Here is a 26,664-nt window from a genome sequence, read left to right on the forward strand (position 1 = left end):
CTTATCCTCCCAAATTCGGGATCTCTGCCCCCTCGGGCAGAATTTCCAGCGCCAAAAAAATGCTGGGCGTGGTCGTTTCATATTGGTGCCAAGGATAGTTGCCCTGGGCGTCATACATCGGGCGATGGGTCATGCCTGGAGCCATCGGCTCTTCTAGGTAAAGCGTGGCCGGATCGCGTTCTCGGCATTGCTGCATCTTGCCGAACCCGACGATCTGGGTGTGCACCTCGCGGAAGCCCGGAACCGGACAGAAAGGGTGATCCTTATGCAGGCCGACATTTAGCGGCACTGAGGCCGAGTGATACATGGTCAGGCCGATATTGCCGACAAAGACCTTGGGCGACATGTAGTGCTCGACACCGCGCAGCCGCTCTTCTCCACGCAATTCATAGGCCGAGGGCCAAGCCATGCGCACCTCCGCGCAAAGGGATGCGTCATCCGCATGATCATCGAAGCGGTCCACCACCACGGCGCGATCAACGTCACGCAAGGTGACATTGGCGAAGATCGCCGATTGCAGAGGCGCGAGGGTTTGGTCCTCGATACGAATGGGGCGCTCTGCAACGTTCAGAACAATCGCACGGTCTGTGACGTCATATTTGTTCTCATCCACGACGTGCCGCATGCCGAAAAATGGCTCAGCGATGGTGACGGTTTCAATGGGCATTGGCAGGCTCTTTTGTCTGGGTTGCTTCACTGGCCGGGAAGTTTTCGGGCAGCGGTTCGGGCACAGGGCACGTGCTGGCAATACTCTGGTAAAGCCCTTCGTGGGGGGCTCGAGCGATGGCATCCATCACCTCAAACACATGGAAAGACAGTTCACCGCTTGCCCGCACCTGGCGGTCTTCGCGCACAGCCAACGCCAGATCAAGCAAGCCCAAACCCCGGCTGTTTTCGTTGAAGCCATGGTGGTTCTTGACCACTTGCCAATCGTCACGCCCGGTGGGTCGAGGCTGGTGTGACCAGCGCGAGGTCTCGCGCGTGCGCAGCCAGACCGGGCCGTGAAAATCATTCGCGCCATGAACCGGATCGGGATCCGGGATCGAGATCACACCATCTTCGCCATAAATCTCAAACCGTGGGGTTTCGCTGTCCCAGATGTCAAAACTCATGGTCATGGACCCAACAGCCCCGGTTTCAAACTCGATCAGGCTGAGCGAATGGGTATCAACCTGCACATCCATCCACTCACCATTGCGGGGCCCGTTTTCGATCTGGCGACGATCAAAGGCCCGGTTTGCCATGCCCGCCACCCGCGCGATGGGGCCAAGGCAGAATACCATGGCGGTTAAGTAGTAAGGGCCCAAGTCCAAAAGCGGCCCGCCTCCGGCCTGATAGTAGAAATCCGGGTTCGGGTGATGGCGTTCCGTACCGTGTGTGCCCACATGAGCAAAGACTCCGGTCGGACGACCAATCGCGCCCTCGTCGATCAAACGGCGCACGGTTTGCCAACGCCCGCCCAGAAACGTGTCGGGGGCATTGCCCAGCCTCAGCCCGCGTGATGTCGGCATGAGCCGCCGGAATGGTCAGGTTGAGGATGCAGTCGATCTGAGGATCAGCGATCACTTCGTCCACCGAACAGGCGCGCGCAATCCCGTGCTGCGCGGCCTTGGCCCGGCTTTCCTCTAGATCAAGGCTGGCACAGGCCACGACCTCGAGGTCCGAGAATTTCGCAAGTGTTGTTAGATAGATGTCACTAATACGGCCACATCCAACAAGGCCGACCCGGAAGGTTTTCGGTGAATCACCGGTCATCTTCTTTCGCTTCATAAAGTGGTAAATAGCTGGGTGGCATCGGCCCTTTGTTCCGACCACCCTGGTTCATTTGTTCCCAGGCATGCGACAGCACGCCGACGGATCTGGACAGGCAAAACAGCCCGCGTGAGAGGGGCGCTGGAAAGCCAAGTTCGCAGAAGATCACCGCGGTTGCGCCATCGATATTCATCGCGATGGCGCGCCCTCCGCGCTGGCGGCCTAGCTCGGCCTGGACCTCTTCACCGATATCGGCAAAGCGCCCCGACACGGTCCCCTTGGCGGCGGCCTCGCGCACCAACTGCATTAACCGTGGCGCACGTGGATCGACGGGTTTGTGGAACCTGTGTCCAAAGCCCGAGACGATCTTGCCATACTGTGCGCGCCACTCATCCAGCCCGCTTGTGACAGCTTCGTTCAGCCCAACGTCATGGGTCAGCCGGTCCGAGATACCATAGTAAAGCTCGGCGCATTGTTCCCCCGCGCCACCATGCACATCGCCCAGCATGTTCACGGCGGTCGCCATCGCATTGTTCAGCCCAACCCCGCAGGTCGCCGCCATACGTGCAGCAGCTATCGAGGGCGCTTGCGGCCCGTGATCCACCCCGGCGACCAAAGCAGCCTCGAACAAGGTAGCTTCGTCAGCGCTTGGCATATCGCCCCGCACCATCAGCCAGATCATCTGCGGAAAGGAAACATTGCCAATCAGGTCCTGAATGGGGTGACCTCGGAACGCGATCCTGCCCGGTTCCATGTCGATAATCGACGTACGCCACCAATGCCGAATGGCGTCTGCATCTGACATTTGGATTGTCATGCCATGACCTCCCGCTCATGAGACACAAGTTGCTTGAATTTCTCGGACAAACGTTGCGGCGAGGCCGTCTTGCCGGTCATGAGGTGAAAAGCGGCGGCAGCCTGAAAAATCGCCATGCCGGACCCGCCCATCCCACGCAGGCGACACGACGCGGCCCGCTGAAGCAGCTCGGTTTCGCGCGGGAAATAGATGATGTCGGCGACCCAACAGGCAGGAGAGAGACGCGCCGGGTCAAACGCCATGCCCGGATGACCATCCATCCCGACAGGGGTCGCATTAACCACGCCGCTCAGGCTGGATGGATCAGCGCCCTCAAAACTGTCCGCGACCTGAATGTGTGCCCGAGGGCGCGCGGCTTTCAATCGTGCGACCAGAGCCTCTGCGCGGTCATTGGATATGTCCGTCACATGCAGCGCACCACATCCTTGATCGATCAAGGCAAGGCCAACAGCCCCTCCCGCTCCCCCTGCCCCAACCAGCAGCACCTTTGAGATTGACGCCATCGGCATCTCGCTGCGCAATGCCGAGCGGAATCCGACATAGTCGGTGTTGTGGCCAACCCAGCGCTCGTTCTGAAAGAGGACCGTGTTCACCGCCCCAAGTGCCTGTGCGGTCTCAGAAAGGTCATGCATCAGCCCGGCGGCTTCCCCCTTGAACGGGTGCGTCACGTTCACGCCAACCATGTTTTCGGCCTCAGCCTGTTGAAGGAGGCTCTTAAGGCTCATCCCTTTGAAAGGATGCGTCGCGGTATCAAATCTTTGATAATCATAGGCAAAACCCTGGATTTCTGCCTCGGCCATATGCATGTCCGGGGTCAGAGACCCCGCAATGTTCTGTCCAATCAGCGCGGCTTTCATGTGCGCGGTATCCCTGCTGGTCGTTGGTGTTTCATTTGCGCAGCCAGACGGGCGGACGCATTGCGCGCGCCGTAACCTGTGTAGCTGCGACTGCGCTGGACGATCTCAAAGAAGAAACCCTGGAAGATCGGCTGGCTATAAATCTGGTAATAGGCGGTGTTGCCTTGCTGATCGAAAAGGATGTTGCCTGCGCGCAATCTGGCAACAAGGTCGTCATCCAACCCAAATTGCGCCTGAAGATCATCGTAGTAGTTGGGCGAGATTTCCAAACGCGCAAAGCCCTGCGCGGCGAGTTGCGCGGAAGTTTCAAAGATGTCGTCGCTCAGAAAAGCGATATGCTGGACCCCTGCCCCAAATCTATCCGCAAGAAACGAGGCCGCGAATGTGCGATGACCTTCGGCACCGTTCAGATTCAGGCGCACTTCGCCTTCCGGGCTTTCGATGGCTTGGCTATGCACCACTCCCGCCGGGTCAGCCACATCAACGATCACCGATTTCGCCATCTCGAAAGTTGAGGTGTAATACAAAAGCCAGCTCTGCATTTCTTCGTAGCGCATGGTCTGGGCCACGTGATCAACGCGGCGCAGGCCGGCCGGTTGCGTGGCTTCGGTCTTGGCGACAGGTTCGAACTCGATATCCCAGACACGGTGCAGGTCGGATTTCTCGTCAATGAAGTGCACCACATTGCCGCCAACACCGCGAATGGCTGGGATGTCCAATTCGCCTGCGCCTACGGGTTGTGAGAACTGCGGAGTGCCCAGCGCGGTTGCGCGCGCAACGGTCTGGTCGGCGTCCTTTACTCGCAACCCCATATCGCAGACTGACGGGCCATGACCGATGAACGCAGAGTGGGCAAAGCCCTCTTCTTCCGTGTTCACGACGATATTGATTGCGCCCTGCCGCCACAGCTCAACCGATTTCGAGACATGTTTGCGTTCCATCCGAAAACACATGGCCGACAGCATGTCGGTCAGTTCTTTGCCACTGGTGGCATCCGCCGCGAACTCGATAAACTCAATTCCCGACGAGTAAACGCGCGGCGGAAGGTCGGGGATGTCGAAATGCAGGTCTGGATCGCTGCGGGACACTTCGTCCAGCAAGTTCACCAATGCCCGGTAGCCATCTTGCGCCAAGGTGCGCCCACCGGGACTTGGGCTGTGTTCGTTCACACGCGCAACCGACCAGGCACCTTTATACCCGGCACGTGACAAAACTTTCACAAAGCCGGCAAGGTTCAAAGAGCCGAGGCCCGGCAGCATACCGAAATGCCGCTTCAGACTGCGGATCGTGCCTGGTGTGCGCGGTGCGTCGGACAGTTGTACATGAAATACGCGCGCACCCGGCATATCGCGCAGCTGGGCTGGTTTCCCCCCATCTGCGAGCGAGAAATAGCTGTTAAGCGCAAGACCCAGATTGGGGCTGTCGATTTTCTGAATCAGGTCCAGCGCCTGCGCGTCGGTCTGCACCAATCCCGCCCAGGGCAGCGCAAGATAGGCCAGCCGCATCCCCCGAGCTTTCGCCCGGTCAGCTGCATCCGCAAGGTCAGTGGCGGTCTGCTCGATAGACATCTTGCGACTGGACGCACCAATCAGCAGCATCTCTGTGCCCAATGCGCCCATCAGGTCAAACTTGCGCTCAAGCCTATCGAAGGCGCGGGTGCGTTCCGCGGCCTCCCATCCTTCAAGATCGTTGAAAGGTTTCAGGAGGTTGATCGAAAGTCCAAACCCCTGCGCCATCTGCGCCACGTCCTCGGCAGAGCCGTGAAACCCGGTGAAATCCGGCTCGTGTAGTTCCACAGCGGCAAAGCCCGCTTCGGCGATGACCGAGAGTTTTTCTTCGAGATCACCGGGGATGGACGTTGTCGAAATTGCGAGTGACATTAGCCTTGGTATCCAAAGAGCCTCGGCAACCACAGGATCATGTCAGGCAGCAACATCATCGCGACAAGCGCCAGAACCAACACAATCAGGAAGGCCCAGATTTCAGAGATGATTTCGCGCAACGGGATGTCGGTGACCGCGTTGATCACAAAGAGCAGGATTCCATAGGGAGGTGTGATCAAACCGATCATCGAGTTCACAACCACCAGCACACCAAAGTGGACAAGGTCGATGCCCAAAGCTTCGCAGGTGGGGATGAACAGCGGGACAATCACCAAGATGATCGTGGTTGCATCCAAAACACAGCCCAAGGCCAAGATCAGGACATTCACCATGATCAAGAACATGATCGGGCTAATATCTGACCCTTCCAGCATGGAAGAGATAGCCTGAGGGATTTGTTCCTGGATCACGATGAAGTTCAGAATGAACGCGCCGCCGATCACAATCCCGACCGAAGCCGAGGAGCGGGCGCTATCCACGAACACTTGGTAAAGCTTGCCCAGAGAAATGGCGCGATAGAACATAAAGGCCAGCATCAGCGCATAGAATGCGGCAACAGCGGCGGCTTCTGTTGGCGTGGTGACGCCCCCGTAGATGCCGTAAAGCAGAATTGCAGGCATCAGAAGCGCCGGGAAGGCATTTGCCGTTTTCTTTGGCAGTTCGCGCAGCGGAATGGGCTCTTCTAGTGCGAAATTTCGCTTGCGTGCCAAGTACCCATTAATGCCCATCAGCACCGCGCCCATGATCAGGCCAGGCAAGATGCCTGCCAGGAACAGCGATCCGATGGAGGCTTTGGACACAAGTGCGTAGAGCACCATGGGGATCGACGGCGGAATAATCGGACCAATTGTGGCCGTCGCAGCGGTGATCCCGGCGGCGTATCCGCGCGGATAGCGGTCGCCCTTGGTCATCATCTCAATGATGATCTTGCCAATGCCGGCAGCATCCGCGACAGCCGAGCCAGACATGCCGGAAAAGATCAGCGACGCAACGACGTTCACATGCCCAAGGCCGCCTTTGAAACGGCCAACAGCGGCAACACAGAAATTCAGCAGGCGGTCCGTGATCGACCCGGCATTCATGATGTTGGCAGCAACGATAAACAGAGGAACAGCCAAAAGGATGGTGCTGCGGTAAAACCCTTGCAGGATTTTCTCGCCAGCTAGGGCAACATCCAGACCGGCAACACCCAAATAAACGACCGAGGCCAGCAAGATCGAATATCCGATCGGCGTGCCTATCCCCGCAAGAAAGAAGAGGGTGACAAGAAGAGAAATCAGCTCAAAGCTCATTTAGTTGCATCCTCTTTGGAATTCTCAGCGGTTTCAGCTTCGTGAAGGGCCTCAACAGCCAGCTCCAGCTCGGTTTTGGGCGGTCCGTTCCGCAGGGTATTGACGAACTGCCATGCGTATCGGGCGGCAATCACAACGATAAAGACGCCATAAATTGAAAAGACATCGCGCAGCGGAATCTTGTTTCCGGTAAACGGGTTGCGCACCGTTGCGGTTTTGCGGATCTTCATCCAGTCAATGTAGTCCAGCGTTGGAAGCAGGGTGTAGAGCATCCCAACGACCAGAGCGACGGCAGACATCAGCGCAAAGATCCGACGAACCGGTCTGCTGACCGACAGATAGATGATGTCGAACTTCACTTGATCTTGTTCGCGCACCACAAATGCGCAGCTAAAGAAGATCACCCAGACCCACAGAATACCGATAAGCTCCAACGTCCAGCCAGCGGGTGTGAACAGGTATCTGAGCACGATTTGTAGAAGAAAGGTTAGGAAGATTGCCGCCAGCAAGCCGCCGGCAATCGCTTCTGCGAGACGGGAGAACCACTTGAAGGCTTTCTCCATTGTCGTTCTCCCTCTTGTCAGATTGGCTTAGTTGCCCAGCGCGTTGATCTTCTCAAACACGCCCTCGGGCCAAGCTTGAGCAAATTCCGAACCGACATACTGAGCCTGAACATGCGTGCGGAAAGCGTCCACATCCGGCTCATAAATATCAAGCCCCTGCTCTTGCAGGAATGAAACAAGGCTTTCTTCAAGCTCCAACTGCTTCTGGCGACCACTTTCGGCGGCTGCGTCTGCTGCTTTCTGAACCGTCGCTTGCTGCTCCGGCGTCATGCCATCCCAAACGGCCTTGGACATCGCGATGTAGTTCAAATCGACCAGATGCGAGGTCAGAATGATCTGCTTCGTCACTTCGTACAGTTTCTTGTCCACCACGGTCGGCAGCGGGTTATCTTGGCCATCCACCGCACCTGTCGACAGGCCTGTATAGACTTCGGAGAAGGCCATCGGGGTCGGCGCGGCCCCCAGTGCTGCGCCCAGGAATTGCCATGCATCCGTGCCCGGCATACGCAGATTAACGCCCGCAAGATCCGCCGGGGTCATGACGTTCAGCTCGTCTTTCGACTAGCGCAGGTTCACCTGACGAAGCCCCAGATACATGACCGACAGCAGCTTGACCCCCAACTCGTCTTCGACGGTCGCCTTGAACGGGTCCATCAGTGGGTCATTGAACACAGCCACTTGGTGAGCCGCATCCTGATGCACATAACCGGTCGCAAAGATCGAGAATTCGGGGAAGAACTGCGCCAACTCCTGTGCCGAGGCGATCGACATTTCCAGGTTCCCACGCGAAATCGCGTCAAGCTCGGTGCCCTGTGCAAAAATTGTACCGTTATAGCTGGGTTGATAGTCTACGAAATCGTCAACCATAGGCGCAAAAACTTCGGCCATCGCGACCGAACGCTGGTCCGTTTCCGACCCCGAAGTTGCCAGACGCAGTTGGATTTTGTCAGTTGCAAAACTGGCCGTCGACGAGCCAGCAATGACGCCAGCCGCTACGACAGCTGAAATCGCCGCGCGGCGTGTAAACTTGGTGATCATGATTTTCCTCCCTGAATATCGCATAGATCATCTCGACGTGATTTTTGCCCGATTTTGGATATTTTGCAATATTTTTTGCAAAATATCTGATATTTTACGCTAATACAGAGTATTCCTTATTAGTTTCAATGTCTTGACCGGTGTGGACTTCAACAGATTTGCCTGTTTTACAGGCCGCTTGTATGGCTTCCAGCACTTTCAGGGTGCGCAAACCTTCGCGTCCCGACACCAGCGGCTTGGCCTGTTCGGCAATGACATCTGCAAAATGATGCATTTGGTTGACCAGCGGATCCGAAGCTTCGCGGATCAGCGTCGTCGCCGCCATCGGGGTCCACCAATCACGCTTGCCATTCTGATGTTGCCAGAGACGCAAGTCAGGGACCGAAAGCGACCCATGCGCTCCGCCAATCATGTAGCAGCTCTCGGGTGTCGGTGGGTAAATCGGGTATTCGTTCGAGGTCAGCTCCCAACTCCAAGGTGCGACAATGCTGTCTGACACAGTTATGGTGCCAATCGCGCCATTTTCGAAACGTAGGACTGCGGCGGCCACGTCTTCATTCTCGAACCCGCGCATTGACGGTGCAGACTGCGCTTGAACGCTTTGGACTTCCCCGCACAGGTGACGGATCAGATCCACATCATGCGCCAGATTGACCGAGATCGGCCCCGCGCCGGCTTTCTTTCGCCACGGTGCCTCGTCAAAGTAATGATCCGGCTTGTAGAACCAACAATTGACATGCACTGCCCGCACTTCGCCGATACCACCCGCCGAGACGACCTCGTGTGCCTTGCGGATCAGCGGGTTGTGGCGGCGATGGTGGCCAACAAGAATGGGCACGCCCTTTTCTTCTGCCCGCTCAACAAGTGTCCGTGCTTCGTTGGCAGAGGTCGCCAAAGGTTTCTCTATCAGAACCGGGCACCCCTGGCGCACTGCTTCAATCCCCTGCGACACATGCAGCGGTGTGGGCGTTGCCAAAACCAGCCCATCTGGCCTTTGTGCTGCGAACAGTTCTTCCAGCGTGTCAAAACACGGCACACCTCTGTCATGCGCAAAGGCGCGCCCATCGTCACTGGGATCTACGATCCCAGACAGGCTCACGTGCTTCAGTTGATTGATGGCATCCGCATGGCGTCGCCCGACAAGGCCCACTCCAGCGATTGCAATTTGAACAGTCTCCACCGGGACAGTCCCCCCTAAAGGCGCAGCCGCGCCTGAATTTCATTGACCGGACAGAGTCGCCGGTGCCGTTACATCACCCTAGGGGGCGTCGACGTGATTTGCAATATTATCAGATATTTTTTGTTTTACCTGATTTATTGAGTTATTGTGACCATATTCTCAAAATGGTACTAAATATGGAAAAGCAGCAAAAACCGGACAAAAAGATGAACAAACCGATCGCGACCGTCGGATCGAGCACCTATCAGCGCATCAAGCACGACATCATCTTTGGTGAGTTGAACCCGGGCGCGAAACTGAAGCTCGAGGCGCTGAAGCAGCGCTATTCGGCCAGTTCATCGACGTTACGCGAAACTCTAAACCGTCTCGCCAGCGAAGGGTTCGTTGAAGCGCCAGAACAACGCGGCTTCTTTGTCACGCCGGTGTCTCGAGAAGACCTGATCGAGATCACCGAATTGCGGGTCCTTCTGGAATGTCACGCGCTGGAACAATCGATCAAGAACGGAGATACCGATTGGGAAGGCAATCTGGTCGCCGCCCATCACAAGTTGCACCTGATGGAACAGCGGATGCTTGCAGGCGATCACACTGAGAAAGAGATGTGGAAACGCTATGATTGGGAGTTTCATCTGGCCATGATCGAAGCCTGCAACTCCAAGAACCTGCTTTCGCTCCACTCGACACTTTACGACAAATACCTGCGCTATCAGATGCTGGTCCTGACCTATCGCGGCGAAGAAGCTGTGGTCGAACACAAAGCCATGTTTGACGCAGCGCTGTCCAGGGACGCAAGCAAAGCCAAACAATTGCTCGAAGACCATATTCGCAACGGGTTGGAACATACGTTGGCGGCTATGTGAGTACCAGGGCTTCCGTGTCACTGTGTTAGCGGCCGCGATATGGAGGTCATCGTTTACGCCACATGACGCATGTCGCCAAAGCCTCCGGAGGCCTCGGAAGCGGTCTTTTGGGGGCGAAGAGCATCTCGGCCTTAATCTGAAACTTCATTGAGATTTCTTTATGTTTGGTCACTGCGATGCCGAAGGCGACCTGCCAGGCGTCTTCGCTCTTGTGATCCAATACCATCCGCTCCGCGCGGGCGCGGGTTTCTCTGGATAACGTGTTCCGTTCTTCGTCTTTCCGATGGCCCAGTATCCTTACTTCTGGATCTCCGGCAAACAAGAGCCGGTTCAGTCTGCGGACAAAACAGACTTTTGTTATTCCCTTCTCAAACGCAACATCACGTTGCCTTTGCGTTACTTTTTTCACATCGCAGTCCAGGCCACAAAGCAGCCGTTTAACCCATTGCCAGGTCAGACAAGGCCAGTTTGAGCGGTTCTCATCCGCGACGCTTGCTGTGGCTTGCAAACTGCACATGCAATCTGCGTCGAAACCGAACCTATTCTTGGCTAAGAACAAACTTGCAGACTTTCGAGATCAAGCATTTCGGTCGCTGCGAAAGCGCTCATTCCACCATCGATAGAAATATCGCTGCCCTTGATCCAGTTTGCCTCTGGCGACAGTAGAAAAGCAGCAACGTTTGCGATTTCCACCGGGTTTCCGGGGCGTCCTGCGCGCTCTACGTTCCGGGCCATCTTGTCGCCAAACGCGCGCGCGAAATCGTCCAGGATTCCTGTGGCAATCGCGCCAGGGCTCAGCGTGTTGATCCGTAAGCCACGACCGATCATGGTTTCGGTTTCTGCCAACGACCAGAGGATCAAAGCTTCTTTCGACAGATTATAGGCACGGGTCGCGTCGATGCCTTCGGCTGCAATGAAGTCCTTTAGCTCTTTGGGCGTGCTCAATGCGCTGAGCCGCTTAACTTGATGAACGCCGTCTCGCCACCCTTGCCCGGCCCGAGAGGCCATATTCACGATGGATGCTCCCGGCTTTAAAAGTGGCAAGATGCGTTTTAAGAAATCGCGCTGCCCCAGGTAGTTGACTTGCAAGATGGTGGTTTCAAGACCCTCTCGTGGTGGCAGCCCGGCATTGTTGCAAAGACCGTCAACCGGGATATCCAATTGCTTCGTCGCCGCAGCAATCGAACCAGGGTCATTCAAATCAAGCGCAATCAGCCGGTCTACATGTTCAGCCGAAGTCGCAATATCAAAGCCAATCACGTAATGACCGCGTTCCTTCAGGATCCTGGCCAGTTCAGCGCCGATGCCGCTCGATACTCCCGTTATTGCGTAGGTTGACTGGGGCATTGCTGTCTCTCTTTTCGTTTTGACACTGAGCCTACAGGTCAATTACTGATCAGTAGAAGCTATGTTAAATCTCTATTGATAGATTTTGGGTATCACTATGAAATTGCAATATATCGAAACCATTGTTGCAATCGCCAAAGCAGGCAGCATCCGAGCGGCCGCGCAGCAACTGAATAAAGCTCAGCCCACGTTGACCAAGGCCCTTAGCCTGGCAGAGGAAGAGCTGGGGGTGCAACTGTTCCGCCGCACGGCGCGCGGCGTGGTTCCGACCGAAGAGGCCGAAGCCCTGTTAAACCGCTTTGTAGCCATTCAATCCGACCTTGAGCGCCTTGATGAAGAGGTCGATCAGCTGCGCGGCGGGCAAGCCGGCTCTGTCAATGTCTGTGTGTCGCCTCTTGCGGCGGTCAAAGTCATGCCGCGCGCCATTTCAATGTTCCGGCGCAGCTTTCCCTTTGTCCAGGTCAAGCTGTCGAGTGGGTTGTTTCCCAATGCGTTAAAGCCAATATCTGACGGCAGTGTGGATATTGTGCTCGGTCCCAAACCGCCCGAGGCCATGTGCCGGAATTTGGTGGTCGAACCGCTTATGGACTTGCCGATCGTTGTCATTACCGCTGCGGATTCACCTTTGAGAAATGCCAAATCCCTTGCCGAACTGACCGACTGCGAATGGATCATGATTGGTACGTTGGGTGGTCCCGGCGACATCTTTCGACAACCTTTCCTCGACAATCACCTGACACCTCCAAAATCTGTCACAACGTCTGAATCCTATTTTGGCGCTATGTCTCTTGTGGCTGAACTCGGCGCGGTCTGCACCTTTCCAAAACGCTTAATGTCCAGCGTTCAAGGTGGGTGGGATGTGGTTCAAATCCCTATTCAGGAGGAATTTCAGAGCCAGCATTTTTGTCTCGTGACACGTGCAGGGCATCCGCTGACAACGGCCGCACAACATATGGAAAACTGCATCCGGAAAACCGTGATCGCGATCGAGAAGGCAGAGATCGAGTGATACCTAAAATCTATATCTAGCAATCTAAGTGAGCTTCTTTGGTGCGCTGCGGGCGGGTATTCTGCGTGGATATTTGATCGCCATGCGACCTGGGAGGACTCCATGAAACTCAAGATCACAGCCCTTGCACTTGCCGCCGCAATCGGTTTGAACCCGCTGCCCGCAGCAGCTGAAACCGACCTGTCCTTCAACATCTTTTTCCCACCAACGCATTACATCTGGCCAGTTTTTCAAACCTGGGCCGATGATGTTTCCAAAGCGACCGGTGGTGAAGTTAAAATCACCTTTCCTGCCAAATCCGTCGCGCCGCCGCCTGGCGTCATGGACGCCGTCCGCAATGGTGTTGCGGATGCCGGGTTTGTCTTCAATGGCTTCATTGCAAAAAACGCGCCCGCAACCTTGATCAGCCAGATGCCTTGGCTCAACCTAGGCGACACGGCGGCTGTCTCCACTGCCTTGTGGGACACCTATACAGCCGAGTTTGCAGAGCACGAAAACCTTCGTGGGGTTGAGCTTATTTCGATGTTCAACCTCGGGCCCGCCTATCTTTGCTCGACCACCGATGACCCAATTGAAACGCTCGAACACCTACAGCAGCGCCGCATCTGGGCGTTGCCGGGCACCATCGCCAATACGTTTTCGGCCATGGATTTGGCAATCGTGGCCGGGCCAGCGGTGCAGGTTCAGGAATTGACCTCGCGCAACACGGTCGACGCGCATATGGGATTGACCGCCGAAACCATCGTTAGTTTTGGCGTGGCCCCCTATACCAAGTCCTGTGTGGACATGTTGCCGTCCATGCAATCCGCCAATTTTTCGGTCTTTGTGAATGATCGGGCCTGGAAACGTCTTTCAGATGAAAATCGCGCGGCTGTCCGCGAACTTTCGGGTGCCGAACTTGCCCGTCGCATCGGTGAAGCAACCAACGAAGCAGAGGCCGCCGCGCTGACAAAACTGCAGGAGATGGGCGTTGTGTTCAATGAGCCGAGTGATGGCTTGATCACTGCGATCGGGGAGGCATCCGGCAAAATTGCGGCGAGCTGGGCCGAGAGTGTTTCAAAGAAATATGGCACGGATACCTCTGCGATCCTCGACGCGTTGGCGGCGGAAATCCAAGCCCGTACCGAGAATAAGTAATCACAGGCAAAAACCTGGCCCGCGTTTCTGCGGGCCACACCAACGCCACAGAGGAATGGACATGCGAACAATGCGTACGGTTACGATTGTACTTGGCGCGAGTTGCCTCTTAGCGATGGCCGTCATAACCGTCTGCGATGTGACAATGCGTTACCTGTTTAACGATCCGATCTTCGGCGCGTCAGAAATGACCCAGTACCTGCTTGGGGGTGCCGTTTTCTCTGGATTGTTTGCGGTGACCAGGGATCGCGCGCATGTCAAAGTGGCCATTTTTGAGCCTTGGCTGATCAAACATATGCCCAAGATCTATCGCGGGATCTATGACATCTTCAGCCTCATTGGCGTAACCTCGATCTTTGCGATCCTGGCCTGGCGTTTTCTGGATATTTTTGAATACCCCGAGGACAGCATTGTTCTTGGATTGCCAATTGGCCTTATTGTTGGGGCCTTTACGCTGTTGTCAGCTCTTTCGATCCCTGCGGCATTGCTGGCCATACGGTCAGGCGTGCCAGAGCCATTGCCCACCGACAAAAACGCCGAATAAGGAACAATCACATGGAACTCGCCCTCCTGGGATTTGCGGCTGTTCTGCTGCTCGCTTTTGTCGGCGTGCCGCTCGCCTTTGCATCGCTTGCGGTTGGGTTCTTTGGGCTGATGTATCTCCGCGGCTTTGAGGCGGCCCTTTCTGTTTCGAGCCAGTGGATCGTCGAGACGTCAACCAACTACAACCTTTCGATCATCCCGCTTTTCATAATGATGGGGGCCTTCATTCACCGATCAGGCATCTCAAAGGATTTGTTTGCCGCCTCTTATGCTTGGATGGGCCGGTTTCGCGGCGGTTTGGCCTTGTCCGGGATCGTATCTTGTGCCGGGTTTTCTGCGGTCTGTGGATCGTCGCTTGCCACAGCGGCGACGATGACTCGTGTGGCTGTGCCGCCTATGAGAGACTTCAACTATTCCCCCGGATTTTCAGCGGGCACAATTGCTGCTGGTGGCACGCTTGGGATCATGATCCCGCCCTCGGTCCCGCTGGCGATTTATGGGATTGTCGCGGGCGAAGACATCGGCCAGCTCTTCATTGCTGGCATCGTGCCGGGGCTTCTTTTGGTTACGTTGTTTCTGGGGGCGGTGGTGCTGGTGACCGCAGTCAAACCGGAGCTCGGTCCCAAGGGAAAGTCCCTCCCCTTGGGGGAGACCATCCGCGCATCACTGTCGACCTGGCCGGTGATCCTCCTGTTCGGGGCGGTTCTCGGGGGAATATATTCAGGCATTTTCACGCCAACCGAAGCAGCGGCAGTGGGAAGTTTCGGCGCTTGGCTCTTTGGCGTGACCCGTGGCTTTTTCTTGGACAGGGCGAGCCTTTGGGGTGTGTTCGAAGAGACCGTTGTCACCTCTGCGATGATCTTTTCAATCGTTTTCGCCGCTTTGATCCTCGCGCAATTCGTTAATCTGACGGGAATGCCCTACGATCTGCAGGACAAGGTCCTAGCCTGGAACTTTGGTCCAATGGGGCTGGTCCTGATGATCTGCGCAATCTGCGTTGTGCTCGGCACTGTGTTCGAAAGCATTGGAATTTTGCTTTTGATTATCCCGGTGTTTTTACCGTCGCTCAACGGGCTTGGTGTGAACCTTATCTGGTTTGGCATCCTGGTCATCATCGTGATCGAACTGGGTCTTATCACGCCACCGATTGGCATGAATGTTTTTACCGTCAAATCCGTTGCGCCCGATATCCCGCTTGGTGCGATCTTCCTTGGTGTTCTGCCCTACATTCTGGCGATGCTGGTCGGCGGTATTTTGATCTTGGCTTTCCCAGAAATCGCCACATGGCTTCCAGATGCAACCCGTTGAGAGCGAGAGAAAAATGACTGACCCGATCCAGACCGAATTGTTCATTGGCGGAGAGGCGCGCCCTGCCAGCGACAGTGGCACATATGACATCTTTAACCCTGCAAGACCGAATGAACTGGTCGGGCGGGCGGCGTCGGCGACGCTTGATGATGTCGAGGCGGCCAACAAGGCCGCGCACGCAGCATTCCCAGCCTGGGCGGCGCTAAGCTATGAAGAGCGCGGGGCGATGCTGCGTCAGGTTGCGGCAGCAATTACCGAAGACGCCCAAGAGGTGGAACAACGGGCGCGTCTATTCACCCGAGAACATGGCAAGATCCTTTTTGAGACTCATCTCGAGATTAGCCGACTGGGGCATCGTTTTGTTCAAGCTGCGAATTACGGTGACAGGCTGGCCCAAGATGAAATCATCAAGGCAGCCCCCAATGACACGATCATAACCCGCCAGCCGCGCGGGGTGGCGGCTTTGGTCGTGCCGTGGAATTGGCCATTGGCGATCCTTGGCGCCAAGCTGCCCCAGGCGCTGATGGCGGGCAACACGGTCGTGGTGAAACCTTCGGCTAATTCTGCGCTGGCCCCAACCATGACCTTGCATAAAATCGCCCGGATGTTGCCACCCGGTGTGGTGAATATTCTGACTGGTTCCGCAGGGCGCATTGGCGACGCGATTATTGGTCACCCTCACGTCCGCTACGTGAATTTTACTGGCTCTGTCGACATTGGGCGCCATGTGATGAAGGTCGCCGCAGAGAATATTACCCCCGTCACTCTGGAGCTGGGCGGGAATGATGCGGGTTTGGTTCTTCAAGACGCAGATCTCAGTGGAGATGCGTTTGAACGCCTATACCGAGCGGCCTTTATGTCCACTGGGCAGATCTGTTTTGCGCTCAAACGTCTCTATGTGCACCGCTCGCGTTTTGATGAAGTGGCAGAAGGTCTTCGAGAGGTCTGCAACCGGCAGATTGTTGGTGATGGTCTCTTACCAGAAACAACCATGGGCCCCCTGAACAACGCCAAACAGCTCAAAGTAGTGACCGACATGATCGCAGAAGCACGCACGGCTGGTCAGGATGTGCAGGAGCTTGGCCAGGTGCATGATGAGGCGCTTTATGCGGATGGGTATTTCCAGCGGCCGACCTTGGTTTTCAAGGCGGACCCCGAACTTTCCGTCGTGCGCAAAGAACAATTCGGCCCCGTCCTTCCCCTTGTGCCTTTCGACAAAGAGGACGACGCAGTTGCAGCAGCCAATGACAGTGAATTCGGCCTCGCCTCTTCGGTCTGGTCGGCAGACAGGGAACGCGCTGTCACGTTGAGCCGCCAGATCGAGGCGGGCTATACATTTATCAACGCCCACGGCCCGTCGGTCCAAGATGGCAACGGACCTTTTGGTGGTTTCAAACACTCGGGCATCGGACGCAATTGCGGCTACGAGGGCGTGACGCAGTTCCAAGGGTATCACTCAATTTCTGGTCGCGCCGGGGCACTGGTCGCCGACTAATTCACGAAATCTGGACCCGAGATCGTGCCGTAGTGCGGGCGCCAACGAAACTTCGAGTTGTGAAACCACTCTTGGCTTACCCGTCAAGGAGGCCGTAGGGACCCACGTCCATTGTGCCATCGTACGATCTGTTACGTGCCGCTTAAATAGAACGCCGATCAGTTACTGTGCGGCAAATGAAGGGTCTGCTTGGAAAAGATCCAACCCATCCAAGAAGGTCTCGGCCACCTTTACTTACGCAGTGAAAATAGAGTCTCACGCGCCTGGCTAAGGCGGTCGAAACTTGCAACGAATTATAAAGCCGAACGCCATTTGGGAGCGCTCAACTTCTCTCCTTAACTCTGATCCAACTTATCGACGATACCGATGTAGACGAACTAGGAATAACGCCACACCAGCATGTTTCCATCGCTTACAGTTATACCGGCTACGTAAACCATACTAAGGGTTCAGGACGCGCAAAGAAATTCATTGGGCTGCTATTCAGATCGCCACTAAATAACGAAGCAACAAACACGTCTACCCGTTGCTTGCCAAGGTGAAGTCGGAACTGCTAAATCTTCGTTTTAGGCAACATGATTTTCAGGGCTTCCGGTCTGACACTGAAGATCTTCTCGATGATCTTGAGGCTCTTCTGAGTTCAGCGGCCGCACTATGTGTCATATGTCTGCGATCTAGTGGGAAGAAAGCTCTAGGTGATCCCTGCGCAAAGCGGCCCTATTCTGCCGCAGCCAACCTGCGCCCCCCGGCCATGAGGTCCATGATCTGGTCACGCTCGCCGCGTTTGAACTGATCCACCACGCGCCCCTGGGTCAGCACGGTGAACCGGTCGCCCACGGCCAAGGCGTGGGTTGGGTTGTGGGTGATAAGCAAGATGCCGGTGCCGCGCTGCTTGGTGCGTTCGATCAGGTTGATCACGACCTCGGATTCGTGCACGCCGAGGGCAGCTGTGGGCTCACCCAGGATCAGGAACTTGGCACCGAAATGGACGGCCCGGGCGATGGCAATCGCCTGCTTCTCGCCGCCTGACATGGTGCCGACCACCTGATCAGGGTCGATGTCACGGCTGATGCCCATGGCGCGGATGGCGTCGATCGACACCCCGTTCGCCTGCGACATATCAATCCGCTTGAACGGCCCCCAGCCGCGCGTGGGTTCATTGGCCAAGAAGAAATTGCGCGCTACGCTCATCATCGGGATCAGTCCCACATCCTGGTGCACCGTGCCAATGCCTAGCTCTTGCGCCTCCTTGGGGCTGTCCAGTGTGACGGGCTGGCCCTCCCACATGATGTCGCCAGAGGTGGGGTGCACGACGCCTGACATGGTTTTGATCAGGGTGGACTTGCCCGCGCCGTTGTCGCCAAGTAGGCAATGCACCTCGCCCGCGAAGGTCTCGATGCTGACATCGGACAGGGCCTGCACACCCGAATAGGACTTGCTGACAGACTTTAAGGTCAAAAGCGGTTGTTGTGCCATTATGACTTGCCCTTCTTTGACTGCATCGCGGCGTTGCGGATGGCGTTGTTGGCAAGAACAGCGATAACCAGAAGCGCTCCGATAAAGGTCTGCGCCCAGTCCGTCGGCCAGCCGGTGTAAAAGAGACCAACCGAGATGATGCCGTAGATGATCGTGCCGCACACAATCCCGAAGACTGACCCGAAGCCGCCGGTCAGCAGCACGCCGCCAATCACGGCTGCGATGGCTGTCTCGAACACATAGCCTTGGCCTGCGACGGCGTTGCCCTGGTTGAACTGAATGGCCGTCATGGCACCGACAAAGGCCGCACTAACCCCGGTCCAGACGTAAAGCACCTGCGTGACCCACCAGATCGGCACGCCCGCGCGGCGCGCGGCGTCCTTGTTGCCGCCGGTGGCGTAGATCCAGTTGCCGAAAGGCGTTGCCCGCAAGACCCAGGCGGCCAGTGCGGCGGCCAGCACCCACCAGATGATGGAGATGTACATCTGGTTCCAACGTGCAGCAAAGGCAAACTCGGCCCAACCGGTATCGCGCAGCGATAGGGTGCTGGACCCCGTCACAAGCCGCGACAGGGCGAGTGCGGTGCCTGCGACGATAAAGTTGGTCGCGAGGGTCACGATGAACGAGGGTACGCGCGTCCGGTAGACCAGCAGTGCGTTGAACAGGCCCACCAGCACGCCCATTGCTAAGGCGATCAGAATGCCAAGTGCGATGGGTTGGCCAAGGAAGGTCACCGTCACGGCCACGATGATCGAGGCCGCGCCGACGACCGACCCGGTCGAGAGGTCAAACTCGCCTGAGATCATCAAGAGGCCGATGGGAATGGCGATAATGCCCAGCTCGGCTGCGGTGTTGAGCCATCCCGCCGTGCCGCCGGCGGTCAGGAAGCCGGTTGAGCCGGCGAAATAAGCGAAAAAGGCGAAAACGAAGACGGCGGCTGCAGCGGCTCCGATCCACGGCTGTTTTTGCAAGGTTGTCAGGGTCATAGGCGCAAGGTGCTTGGCGGAGGGGCCAGAGTGATCGCTCTGACCGGTCTTTTGGTTTGCTGAAAAGGCCATGGTTTAGTTTGCTCCCCGATAGCCGAGGAAGGCCTCGCTGACGGCCAGAAACTTGTCCACGCTCGTCGCGTCAATCAGCAGCGGGCCGGAATTGATCGCGTTGGCTGGTGCAAGGCCAAAATCGACCCATTGCTGCGCCATCAGAACACGGTAAAAGCCCTGCAAGAAGGGCTGTTGGTTCAAGACAAAGTCCATCTTGCCCTCCTGCACCTAATCCAGCGCCAGAGTGCTGAGGTCGATGGTGCCCACACGGACTTCACCTGTCTTGCCCGCGAAAATGATAGGCTTCGTCGGGAAAACCGCATGCTGTAGTAGAAGAGGAACATCCTAAAAAAGGCCACAGACTTTTCGCGAGTCAAAAGCCATGAGGTTCCGGTTCATCGAAGAGCATAGCCACTAATTGCCGACCAACCGGCTTTGCAAGGTTCTGGAGCAAGTTCACCTAGCCTGCGCGCAGATGGTAGCCGCCTTGCAAAACAGAGACGGCGAACCAGCATGGAGGTCTTGGCGCATATCAAGGAACAGTCCCGGCTCAACCTGAGCAGCTATGGCCCTCAACGGATGACCGAAGAGCTGAAGGAGCTTGGCATGCCCATCGGCTATCGCCGCGTTGGCCGATTGATGCGCGAGAATAACATACGCGTCGAACGATCCAAGAAATACAAGGTGACGACCACTGCCCGGCAGGCGATTGCGAAGTGATCTGCCGAGAGGGGGACAGTAACCACGCCTGCAATATTGCGCGCCCCTGCTGAGCCGGGGCTTCCGTGTGGATCAGCCGAAGCAGATTTGGGCAGGTGAAATCAGCTATGTCTGAACGCGCAAAGGCTGTCTCTATATGGCGGTCCTACTCGTTTTGCATTCACCACACCGACTGTGGCAGCCAATATTGTTCTCGCCACTATCAGAAGCTCCTGCTCCAGCTCAGCTTCCAAGTATCAATGAGCGGCACAAAACATGACAGGTCCATTTTCAACAAAATACGCCCCAAGTTCAGTGGTTCAATTTCCAAACCAGTTTCGATTCCTCCGCCAAAACCTCGTCTAACACGCAAAACCGTTCCGAGCCGGACGTCATCTGGCTTTACGGCAACGATGTTCTAACTTGTTTTTAGGGCTTGGAGACGAATTGATGTTGCCGACCGGATCGCCGTGCAGAGACATGGGTTTTCGGCTCCCTGCCTTTCAAAACTGTTTTGCTCGCCGCGGCGTCAGTTCACCTCGACAATCTTGCCCGGGTTCAAGGTATTTGTCGGGTCTATTGCCCGCTTGATCACCCCCATCAGAGCATAAGCAGCACCATGTTCTTCCAGCATATATTGTTTCTTGCCGATGCCGACACCATGTTCGCCCGTCACAGTTCCGCCAAAGGACAAAGCGAGTTTGTTGATCTTGGACGCAAGGTCCTTGCCGGCCTTGAGATCTACCGGGTTTTTCGGGTCAATCAGGATCAGAAGATGGAAGTTACCGTCACCCACATGGCCCACAATTGGCGCAATCAGACCAGAAGCGGCGATCAACTCTTTTGTGCGCGCAATACATTCCGACAAAGCTGAAATAGGGACGCAACAGTCTGTCACCAAACCTTCGGCCCCTGAGCGCAAGGATTTTCCGGCGTAGTAAGCGTTGTGTCGCGCGGTCCAAAGGCGGTTTCTGTCCTCGGCCTTTGTCGCCCATTGAAAGCCCGAAACCGAGAACTCTTCACAGATACCTTCAAAAAGCTCGACTTGCTCTTTGACTCCGGTCTCCGACCCGTGGAACTCAAGAAACAAGTGCGGTTTTTCAGGCAAACCCAGATCTGGGTTGAACTTGTTCATACCCTTCATCTGGACCTCGTCCAATAGCTCGATCCGAGCCATAGGCAGGCCAATCTGGATCGCCATGATGACTGAGTTTACTGCGTCATCAACGGTTTCAAAAGCGCAAGTCGCCGACAAAATTGATTCCGGTTGTCCGAACAGGCGGACTGTCAGCTTTGTGATGATCCCAAGGGTTCCTTCGGAACCGACGAACAAATGGGTCAGATCATAACCCGCCGAAGATTTCCGCGCCCGCGATCCGGTTTCAATGATCGTTCCATCCGGCAGCACAACTTCCAACGCCAGGACATTTTCCCGCATGGTGCCGTAACGCACCGTGTTGGTTCCGGACGCGCGCGTTGCAGCCATGCCCCCCAATGTTGCATCTGCACCGGGGTCGACCGTGAACATCAACCCGGTCGCTCGAAGCTCTTCATTCAGCTGGGTCCGGGTCACACCTGGTTGCACCACCGCATCAAGATCGCTGTCGTTAATTTCCAAGACCTTGTTAATGCGGCTCATGTCGACGCTGATCCCGCCATGAATCGGGATTACATGCCCTTCAAGCGAGGTTCCAATTCCGAATGGAACAATCGGCACGGCCCGCCCTGCGCAAATTTTGACGATCTTGGACACTTCTTCGGTGCTGGTCGGAAAGGCGACTGCATCTGGCAGCGCTGGATCAGAATAGGCCTCATCACGACCATGCATTTCACGAATAGAGCTGCCGGTGGACAGGCGCTCGCCAAGCAATTCAGTAAGTTCAGAGATTGCAGCTGCGGTCGCTTCCCGTGTCATATAGATGTCCATTTTGTAGCATCGGCCGGTCGCCTCAACGGACGATCTGCAGGCCTGGCTAGGTTTCTTAGTCCAATTGAGATTCAGATGTTTCGTTCCCGCCATCCCCCGCCCATCGCGCGGCGAGGTGAACCAATATGACGATCATGGCCAACGGCACTGACACAGAAATCCAAACCATCTGGATTCCAATGGTATCAGCCGTCAGTCCGCTTTGACGCCCGAGGTATCCTTTTGCAAATCCGCCCCGCAGGCCGACAAAGCAAAAATAGACGACCGGACAAATAAAGATCAAAACCGCAGCGCTTTGAATGGCTTCGGTTAGAAAACCCCAAAAAGAGGGGCGGTCGGGAAACACGCTCTCCATTAACACCGCGTCCGAGCGGGTTTTGAACGAAAGCGTGGCCCCCAGCAAACCTGTCCAAACCATGGCGTAACGGGCAACGTCTTCGGTCCAGATTGGCGGAGAAGCAAAGACATATCGCGCCACAATCTGGATTGCGACGGTTACAAACATCAAGCAGACAGCAAATATTGCGGCACGCCTCATGGCCCAGTGAAGACCGTTGCTTGTCCCGATGATAAGTGAGCGCATGGGGTTGCCCTTTCGTGATTGGATCGAGCCAAAGAAAGGCTCGACCACTTGGCCTTTAGCGATTGCCGTCAGAAAGGCTCGTCCAAATTTGAATGTCTTCGGACGCCATCAGCCCAGAGTCATAAACTGGCTTAGAGGCTTCGCGAAACACTGCACGCTCCTCAGCTGTCAGGCGTTGCACAGTGACACCTTTTTCTTCGAGCGAAGTAAGCCCGCGAACAGAAGCCGCCGCCAGCCATTCACGTGTCGCGGCATCGGCGGCCTCTACGGCTGCATCAACCGTGCTACGCTCGTCCGCTGACAGACCATCGTACCAGAGCTTGGACACGATGACTGCGCGCAGTGGGATGATGACCCCGGCATCGGAGAAGTTCTTTACAAAGTCGGTCTGGCCGAACATCACAGGAACAAAAGGCGAGTTCAAATAGCCGTCGATCACGCCAGTTTGCAGGCCTGCAGGCACCTCACCCCAAGGCACGATTGTACCACTGGAGCCCCATGCCTTGTACATGGCGATCTGCGCATCATCGAGCGCACGCATACGCAAATCCGACATATCCGCAGGAGAACGGACAACCGCCTTGGTGGTGATGACACCGGATGACGGGCCAAGTGGCGCCAAGGACAGCAGAACCGCGTCTTGTTTGGCCAGGTTTTCGTTGACCCGGTCAAAGACCTTGCCGGCGTCAAGCGTACGATCCATGTGAGCAATGTCATCGAAGATATACGGCAGGCGAACGCCGTAGATGAATGGGTCAACCTGCGCGACCGCGCGCACATCTGACAAGGAAACCTCCAGCAAACCGGTGGAAATCTGGTCGAACTTTTCAGCCTCGTTTCCGACCGAACCGCGCGGCATTTCGCGCACCTCCATACCCGCTTCGGTCAATACCTTCCCGAATGTATGTGCCCAATTATACGAGCCGCTGGTTTCGAGATCAGGTTTGCTGTCCAGCGCGATCTTCACCTCTGCGGTCGCCGTGGTCGCCAGCGCGAGCATGGCCACCAATGACAATTTTGCAAGTTTCATGATATCCTCCCTTAAGATTGGTTAGTTCACTGAAAAGCCGAACAAACTCGGCAGGGTTAGAGTGATCGCAGGCCAGAAAACCAGTGACAGCAGCACCAATACCTGGACCGCGATAAAGGGCAGCGCGGCAAATGCCAGACGCCAATAATTCAGCTTGGTGAGCGCAGAAACGACGACCAAACACTTCCCGAGGGGCGGTGTAATCAACCCCACACACAGGTTAAAACAAAGCACGATCCCGAGCTGGATTGAGCTAATTCCTTGCTCCATGGCTTGTGGCGCAAACAATGGAATTAGGAGGGTCAAGGCCACGGGTGTATCCATGAACATGCCTGCGATCAGGAAAATGAAGACCAGGAAAAGCAAGTAGTTGGTGCCCGTAAGGCCAAAGGATTCGACCCAGTCAGCCAAAGCGCTGGACCAACCAAGTTGCCCGGCCAGATACCCCAATACGGAAATCGCGGCGAGAATAATGAAAATCGTGCCGGTCATCCGTGCGGTCGCTTCAACCGCCTCAAGGATCATTCGTAGGCTCAAGCCCTTGTAGAATTGGCCAGCGGCCAATGCGACCATGACCGCGATGGCAGAGCCCTCTGTTGGGGTGGCCAATCCGAAAACCAAGGACCCCAGAATGACCACTGGCAGACACAGCGCAGGGGCGGCATTCAAAAGGCTTGGAAGGAAACGGGGCACGTCATTTGCCGTGCCGCCGGGGAGGCCTTTGATGGCTGCCACGACACCGTTTAACGCCATCAAGGACGCAGCCAGCAGCAAGCCCGGCAAAACACCTGCAATGAACAATGCGGCGACAGAGGCACCTGTAAGCCCGCCATAGATAATCATGATGATCGACGGTGGAATAATTGGGCCGATCATCGAAGACGCCGCTGTGATCGCGCCGGCATAATACGGATCATAACCCCGCGCTTTCATCTCTGGCACGAAGGTGCGAGACAAGGCTGCGCTATCCGCGACAGCAGACCCGGAAATGCCAGCAAAGAACACGCTGGTCAGAATGTTCACATGCCCGAGACCACCGCGCAGGCGCCCAACAATCGACATCGCGAAATCGATCAGGCTTCTGGTCACTCCAGCACGGCTCATGATCTCAGCCGTCAGAATAAAAAGCGGCATCGCCATAAAGGCAAAGACGTCCAGCTGAGAGAATATCCGCTGAGGCAGGATCGACAGAAACGGCGTCTTGTCCAAGGCAACAAAGGTGAGAACAGAGACCGCGCCCATTAAGTACGCAAAGGCGGTGCCGCTGATGAGCAGGACAATAAAGGCGATGGGAATCAGGTACATGTTGTTAGACCGCCGTTCCTAAAGTTGATTTTTCTGCGCCTGTTTTTGCGTCCATCTGTGGGGGGTGTGTGACGATCGATTGAAGGCTCACCTTAGACAAAGGTATGGCGTTCAAATCGGGGCGTGCCCGCGCGGTCTCGCGATCCTGTTCAAAGGCAGCTTCCAACGCCTTCGCCACGGCGAGCACTTTTGCATCGCCGCCGACCGGACCCAAGACTTGCAAACCAAATGGCAGTCCAAATGGGTCACGCCCGCAAGGCAGCGTTATTGATGGCCCACCGGGCAATGACCCGCGATAGGTCAATGACAGCCATCTGTAATAGATGTCCAATTTTTGCCCGTCGATTTCCGCCGGATGCCTTTGGGTCCAAGGGAAAGGCGAGACGGGTGTCGTTGGCAAGAGAATGACATCAACGTCACGCATCAAGGCATTGAACCGCCTTAGTATGCGTGTTTGTTCAGCATGCGCCCAAGCCCGATCTGCTAGGGACATGGACTGGCCCAGTTTAATGTTCTCCGAAACCTCGTCCCCGAATGCATCTGGTTCGCTTTTGATGATCTCGCCAAACGCCGCCGTAAAGCTTTCCGCGCGCAGGACATCAAAACATCTGTCCATGTCCCCTAGGTCGAGATCCACCGGGAAAATGTTTCGAACTTTCCGGCTGATCGTCTCAATCCGGTTGCGAAACGTGTCGCGGATGGCTGGGTCGACAGGAGCGCCGCCAAAATCTTCGCTGACCCCAACGCGGAGGTCGCCAAGCTCGATATCAGGTAGTGCAGTGAATCGGTCTGCCTTGGCAGGCACCGACAAAGGATCATCTGGATCGGCAGCCTGACACAGCTGCATCGCCAGAATAAGGTCATCCACCGTTCGCGTCATCGGGCCAAGTACAGAGATCCCGGACCATCCCAAAGGTCGGGTCGGATGTGCGACGACATCCACCGAAGGGCGAAATCCAACAACGCCACAAAAGGCGGCGGGCAAGCGAAGCGAGCCACCCGTGTCTGATCCCGTACACAAAGGCAAAAGGTTTGCGGCCAAAGCCGCTGCAGAGCCACCTGATGACCCACCGCAAACTAAATTCGCGTCAAATGGATTGCCCGTTGCGCCCCATACCGGATTTCGTGTGTTTCCACCTGCCCCGCATTCAGGAACATTCGTTTTGGCCAAAACAATTGCCCCGGCGCGCCTCAGTCTGGCGACCAATGGCAAATCGTCATCGGGCAGATAGGCCCGCAAACGCGGGCTGCCATGTGTCGTCAACAGATCCCGCGTGTTCTGGAGGTCCTTTACACCGATAGGCACGCCGTCAAGCGGCCCGATGGGCGACCCGGCTTGCCAACGCTTGGTGGCCTCGCGTGCAGCGGTCACAGCGCGCGAGGAATTAATCGTCGTCAGCGCGTTAATCCTGGGATTGATCAAAGAAATCTGATCCAGGCAGGCGTCTAGGTAGTCGCTTGGAGTCAGGGTCTTTGCTTTGAACCCGGCAAGCACTTCCACAAGAGAAAGCCGAGTGAGCGCA

General features: G+C 56.1%; 24 protein-coding genes and 3 pseudogenes. 7 read left to right on the forward strand and 20 right to left on the reverse strand.

The genetic code is table 11. The features are described from left to right. Position 1 precedes the first annotated feature (1 nt). The 10 genes and pseudogenes from CLV87_RS16190 to CLV87_RS16230 all read right to left on the reverse strand — a co-directional run bounded on the left by CLV87_RS16190 (position 2) and on the right by CLV87_RS16230 (position 9,382). The gene (locus CLV87_RS16190; RefSeq protein ID WP_099247039.1) at positions 2-667 is read right to left on the reverse strand and encodes a hypothetical protein; all 666 of its coding nucleotides are present in this window, start codon (positions 665-667) and stop codon (positions 2-4) included. Beyond that, positions 657-1,511: a Gfo/Idh/MocA family protein gene (locus CLV87_RS16195; RefSeq protein ID WP_235871950.1), complete on the reverse strand. Its 855-nt coding sequence runs from the start codon at positions 1,509-1,511 to the stop codon at positions 657-659. The genes CLV87_RS16190 and CLV87_RS16195 overlap by 11 nt, the downstream gene beginning before the upstream one ends. Before the next feature lie 40 nt (positions 1,512-1,551). Then, positions 1,552-1,770: pseudogene (locus CLV87_RS24155) on the reverse strand (Gfo/Idh/MocA family oxidoreductase); the annotation flags it as partial. Continuing rightward, positions 1,745-2,569, reverse strand: a complete 825-nt coding sequence (locus CLV87_RS16200; RefSeq protein ID WP_370739645.1) for a citryl-CoA lyase — start codon at positions 2,567-2,569, stop codon at positions 1,745-1,747. The gene CLV87_RS16200 and the pseudogene CLV87_RS24155, both read right to left, overlap by 26 nt. Next, the gene (locus tag CLV87_RS16205) at positions 2,566-3,426 is read right to left on the reverse strand and encodes a shikimate dehydrogenase (RefSeq protein ID WP_099247041.1); all 861 of its coding nucleotides are present in this window, start codon (positions 3,424-3,426) and stop codon (positions 2,566-2,568) included. Before CLV87_RS16205 ends, CLV87_RS16200 begins: the two co-directional genes overlap by 4 nt. Then, a complete protein-coding gene (locus CLV87_RS16210) occupies positions 3,423-5,306 on the reverse strand; it encodes a bifunctional sugar phosphate isomerase/epimerase/4-hydroxyphenylpyruvate dioxygenase family protein (RefSeq protein ID WP_099247043.1) in 1,884 nt (627 codons plus the stop codon). Before CLV87_RS16210 ends, CLV87_RS16205 begins: the two co-directional genes overlap by 4 nt. After that, on the reverse strand, positions 5,306-6,601 hold the full coding sequence (locus tag CLV87_RS16215) for a TRAP transporter large permease (RefSeq protein WP_099247045.1): 1,296 nt from the start codon (positions 6,599-6,601) through the stop codon (positions 5,306-5,308). The genes CLV87_RS16210 and CLV87_RS16215 overlap by 1 nt, the downstream gene beginning before the upstream one ends. After that, positions 6,598-7,164 carry a TRAP transporter small permease gene (locus CLV87_RS16220; RefSeq protein WP_099247047.1) on the reverse strand — a complete coding sequence of 189 codons (567 nt, stop codon included), beginning with the start codon at positions 7,162-7,164 and terminating at the stop codon, positions 6,598-6,600. The genes CLV87_RS16215 and CLV87_RS16220 overlap by 4 nt, the downstream gene beginning before the upstream one ends. 27 nt (positions 7,165-7,191) lie before the next feature. Continuing rightward, a pseudogene (gene dctP, locus CLV87_RS16225) lies at positions 7,192-8,202 on the reverse strand (TRAP transporter substrate-binding protein DctP). A 94-nt stretch (positions 8,203-8,296) separates the two neighbouring features. Further along, positions 8,297-9,382: a Gfo/Idh/MocA family protein gene (locus CLV87_RS16230; protein ID WP_235871951.1), complete on the reverse strand. Its 1,086-nt coding sequence runs from the start codon at positions 9,380-9,382 to the stop codon at positions 8,297-8,299. Positions 9,383-9,588: 206 nt separating this feature from the next. Between CLV87_RS16230 and CLV87_RS16235 the strand changes: the two genes are divergently transcribed. Continuing rightward, entirely contained in the window at positions 9,589-10,242 is a 654-nt protein-coding gene (locus CLV87_RS16235; protein ID WP_099247878.1) for a GntR family transcriptional regulator, read from the forward strand. A 46-nt stretch (positions 10,243-10,288) separates the two neighbouring features. Here the strand turns inward: CLV87_RS16235 and CLV87_RS16240 are convergent, their stop codons facing one another. Further along, the gene (locus tag CLV87_RS16240; protein ID WP_133840812.1) at positions 10,289-10,651 is read right to left on the reverse strand and encodes a hypothetical protein; all 363 of its coding nucleotides are present in this window, start codon (positions 10,649-10,651) and stop codon (positions 10,289-10,291) included. Between the two features lie 140 nt (positions 10,652-10,791). Next, entirely contained in the window at positions 10,792-11,589 is a 798-nt protein-coding gene (locus CLV87_RS16245; protein WP_099247051.1) for an SDR family oxidoreductase, read from the reverse strand. 97 nt (positions 11,590-11,686) lie between these two features. On the opposite strand from CLV87_RS16245, the gene CLV87_RS16250 reads away from it, so the two are divergent. The 5 genes from CLV87_RS16250 to CLV87_RS16270 all read left to right on the forward strand — a co-directional run bounded on the left by CLV87_RS16250 (position 11,687) and on the right by CLV87_RS16270 (position 17,081). After that, positions 11,687-12,598: a LysR family transcriptional regulator gene (locus CLV87_RS16250; protein WP_099247053.1), complete on the forward strand. Its 912-nt coding sequence runs from the start codon at positions 11,687-11,689 to the stop codon at positions 12,596-12,598. Positions 12,599-12,700: 102 nt separating this feature from the next. After that, a complete protein-coding gene (gene dctP, locus CLV87_RS16255; RefSeq protein WP_099247055.1) occupies positions 12,701-13,735 on the forward strand; it encodes a TRAP transporter substrate-binding protein DctP in 1,035 nt (344 codons plus the stop codon). A 61-nt stretch (positions 13,736-13,796) separates the two neighbouring features. Next, positions 13,797-14,279, forward strand: a complete 483-nt coding sequence (locus tag CLV87_RS16260) for a TRAP transporter small permease (RefSeq protein WP_176556038.1) — start codon at positions 13,797-13,799, stop codon at positions 14,277-14,279. An 11-nt stretch (positions 14,280-14,290) separates the two neighbouring features. Further along, positions 14,291-15,586: a TRAP transporter large permease gene (locus CLV87_RS16265; RefSeq protein WP_099247059.1), complete on the forward strand. Its 1,296-nt coding sequence runs from the start codon at positions 14,291-14,293 to the stop codon at positions 15,584-15,586. Positions 15,587-15,599: 13 nt separating this feature from the next. After that, positions 15,600-17,081, forward strand: coding sequence for an aldehyde dehydrogenase family protein (locus tag CLV87_RS16270; RefSeq protein ID WP_099247879.1), 1,482 nt, complete (start codon positions 15,600-15,602; stop codon positions 17,079-17,081). Positions 17,082-17,798: 717 nt separating this feature from the next. On the opposite strand, the gene CLV87_RS16275 is transcribed toward CLV87_RS16270, so the two are convergent. From CLV87_RS16275 to CLV87_RS16285, 3 genes are read right to left on the reverse strand one after another with little or no spacing between them, the layout of a single operon-like run. Continuing rightward, positions 17,799-18,557, reverse strand: coding sequence for an ATP-binding cassette domain-containing protein (locus CLV87_RS16275; protein WP_099247061.1), 759 nt, complete (start codon positions 18,555-18,557; stop codon positions 17,799-17,801). After that, complete coding sequence (locus tag CLV87_RS16280) at positions 18,557-19,615, reverse strand: ABC transporter permease (RefSeq protein WP_099247063.1); 1,059 nt, start codon at positions 19,613-19,615, stop codon at positions 18,557-18,559. Before CLV87_RS16280 ends, CLV87_RS16275 begins: the two co-directional genes overlap by 1 nt. 3 nt (positions 19,616-19,618) lie before the next feature. Beyond that, the gene (locus CLV87_RS16285) at positions 19,619-19,810 is read right to left on the reverse strand and encodes a hypothetical protein (protein WP_099247065.1); all 192 of its coding nucleotides are present in this window, start codon (positions 19,808-19,810) and stop codon (positions 19,619-19,621) included. Positions 19,811-19,879: 69 nt separating this feature from the next. Here CLV87_RS16285 and CLV87_RS24160 point away from each other — a divergent pair. Then, positions 19,880-20,565: pseudogene (locus CLV87_RS24160) on the forward strand (IS3 family transposase); the annotation flags it as partial. 260 nt (positions 20,566-20,825) lie between these two features. Here the strand turns inward: CLV87_RS24160 and CLV87_RS16295 are convergent. The 5 genes from CLV87_RS16295 to CLV87_RS16315 all read right to left on the reverse strand — a co-directional run bounded on the left by CLV87_RS16295 (position 20,826) and on the right by CLV87_RS16315 (position 26,642). Beyond that, on the reverse strand, positions 20,826-22,211 hold the full coding sequence (locus tag CLV87_RS16295) for an FAD-binding oxidoreductase (RefSeq protein ID WP_099247880.1): 1,386 nt from the start codon (positions 22,209-22,211) through the stop codon (positions 20,826-20,828). A gap of 67 nt (positions 22,212-22,278) precedes the next feature. Further along, positions 22,279-22,728, reverse strand: coding sequence for a TRAP transporter small permease (locus CLV87_RS16300; RefSeq protein WP_235871952.1), 450 nt, complete (start codon positions 22,726-22,728; stop codon positions 22,279-22,281). A gap of 133 nt (positions 22,729-22,861) precedes the next feature. After that, positions 22,862-23,836 carry a TRAP transporter substrate-binding protein gene (locus CLV87_RS16305; RefSeq protein ID WP_099247069.1) on the reverse strand — a complete coding sequence of 325 codons (975 nt, stop codon included), beginning with the start codon at positions 23,834-23,836 and terminating at the stop codon, positions 22,862-22,864. 21 nt (positions 23,837-23,857) lie between these two features. Beyond that, the gene (locus CLV87_RS16310) at positions 23,858-25,141 is read right to left on the reverse strand and encodes a TRAP transporter large permease (protein WP_099247071.1); all 1,284 of its coding nucleotides are present in this window, start codon (positions 25,139-25,141) and stop codon (positions 23,858-23,860) included. Positions 25,142-25,145: 4 nt separating this feature from the next. After that, positions 25,146-26,642, reverse strand: coding sequence for an amidase (locus tag CLV87_RS16315; RefSeq protein WP_235871953.1), 1,497 nt, complete (start codon positions 26,640-26,642; stop codon positions 25,146-25,148). Positions 26,643-26,664 lie beyond the last annotated feature (22 nt).

Origin of the sequence: Pelagimonas phthalicica, from assembly GCF_004364805.1 — a bacterium.
In the GTDB taxonomy this organism is placed as follows: Bacteria; Pseudomonadota; Alphaproteobacteria; order Rhodobacterales; family Rhodobacteraceae; genus Pelagimonas; species Pelagimonas phthalicica.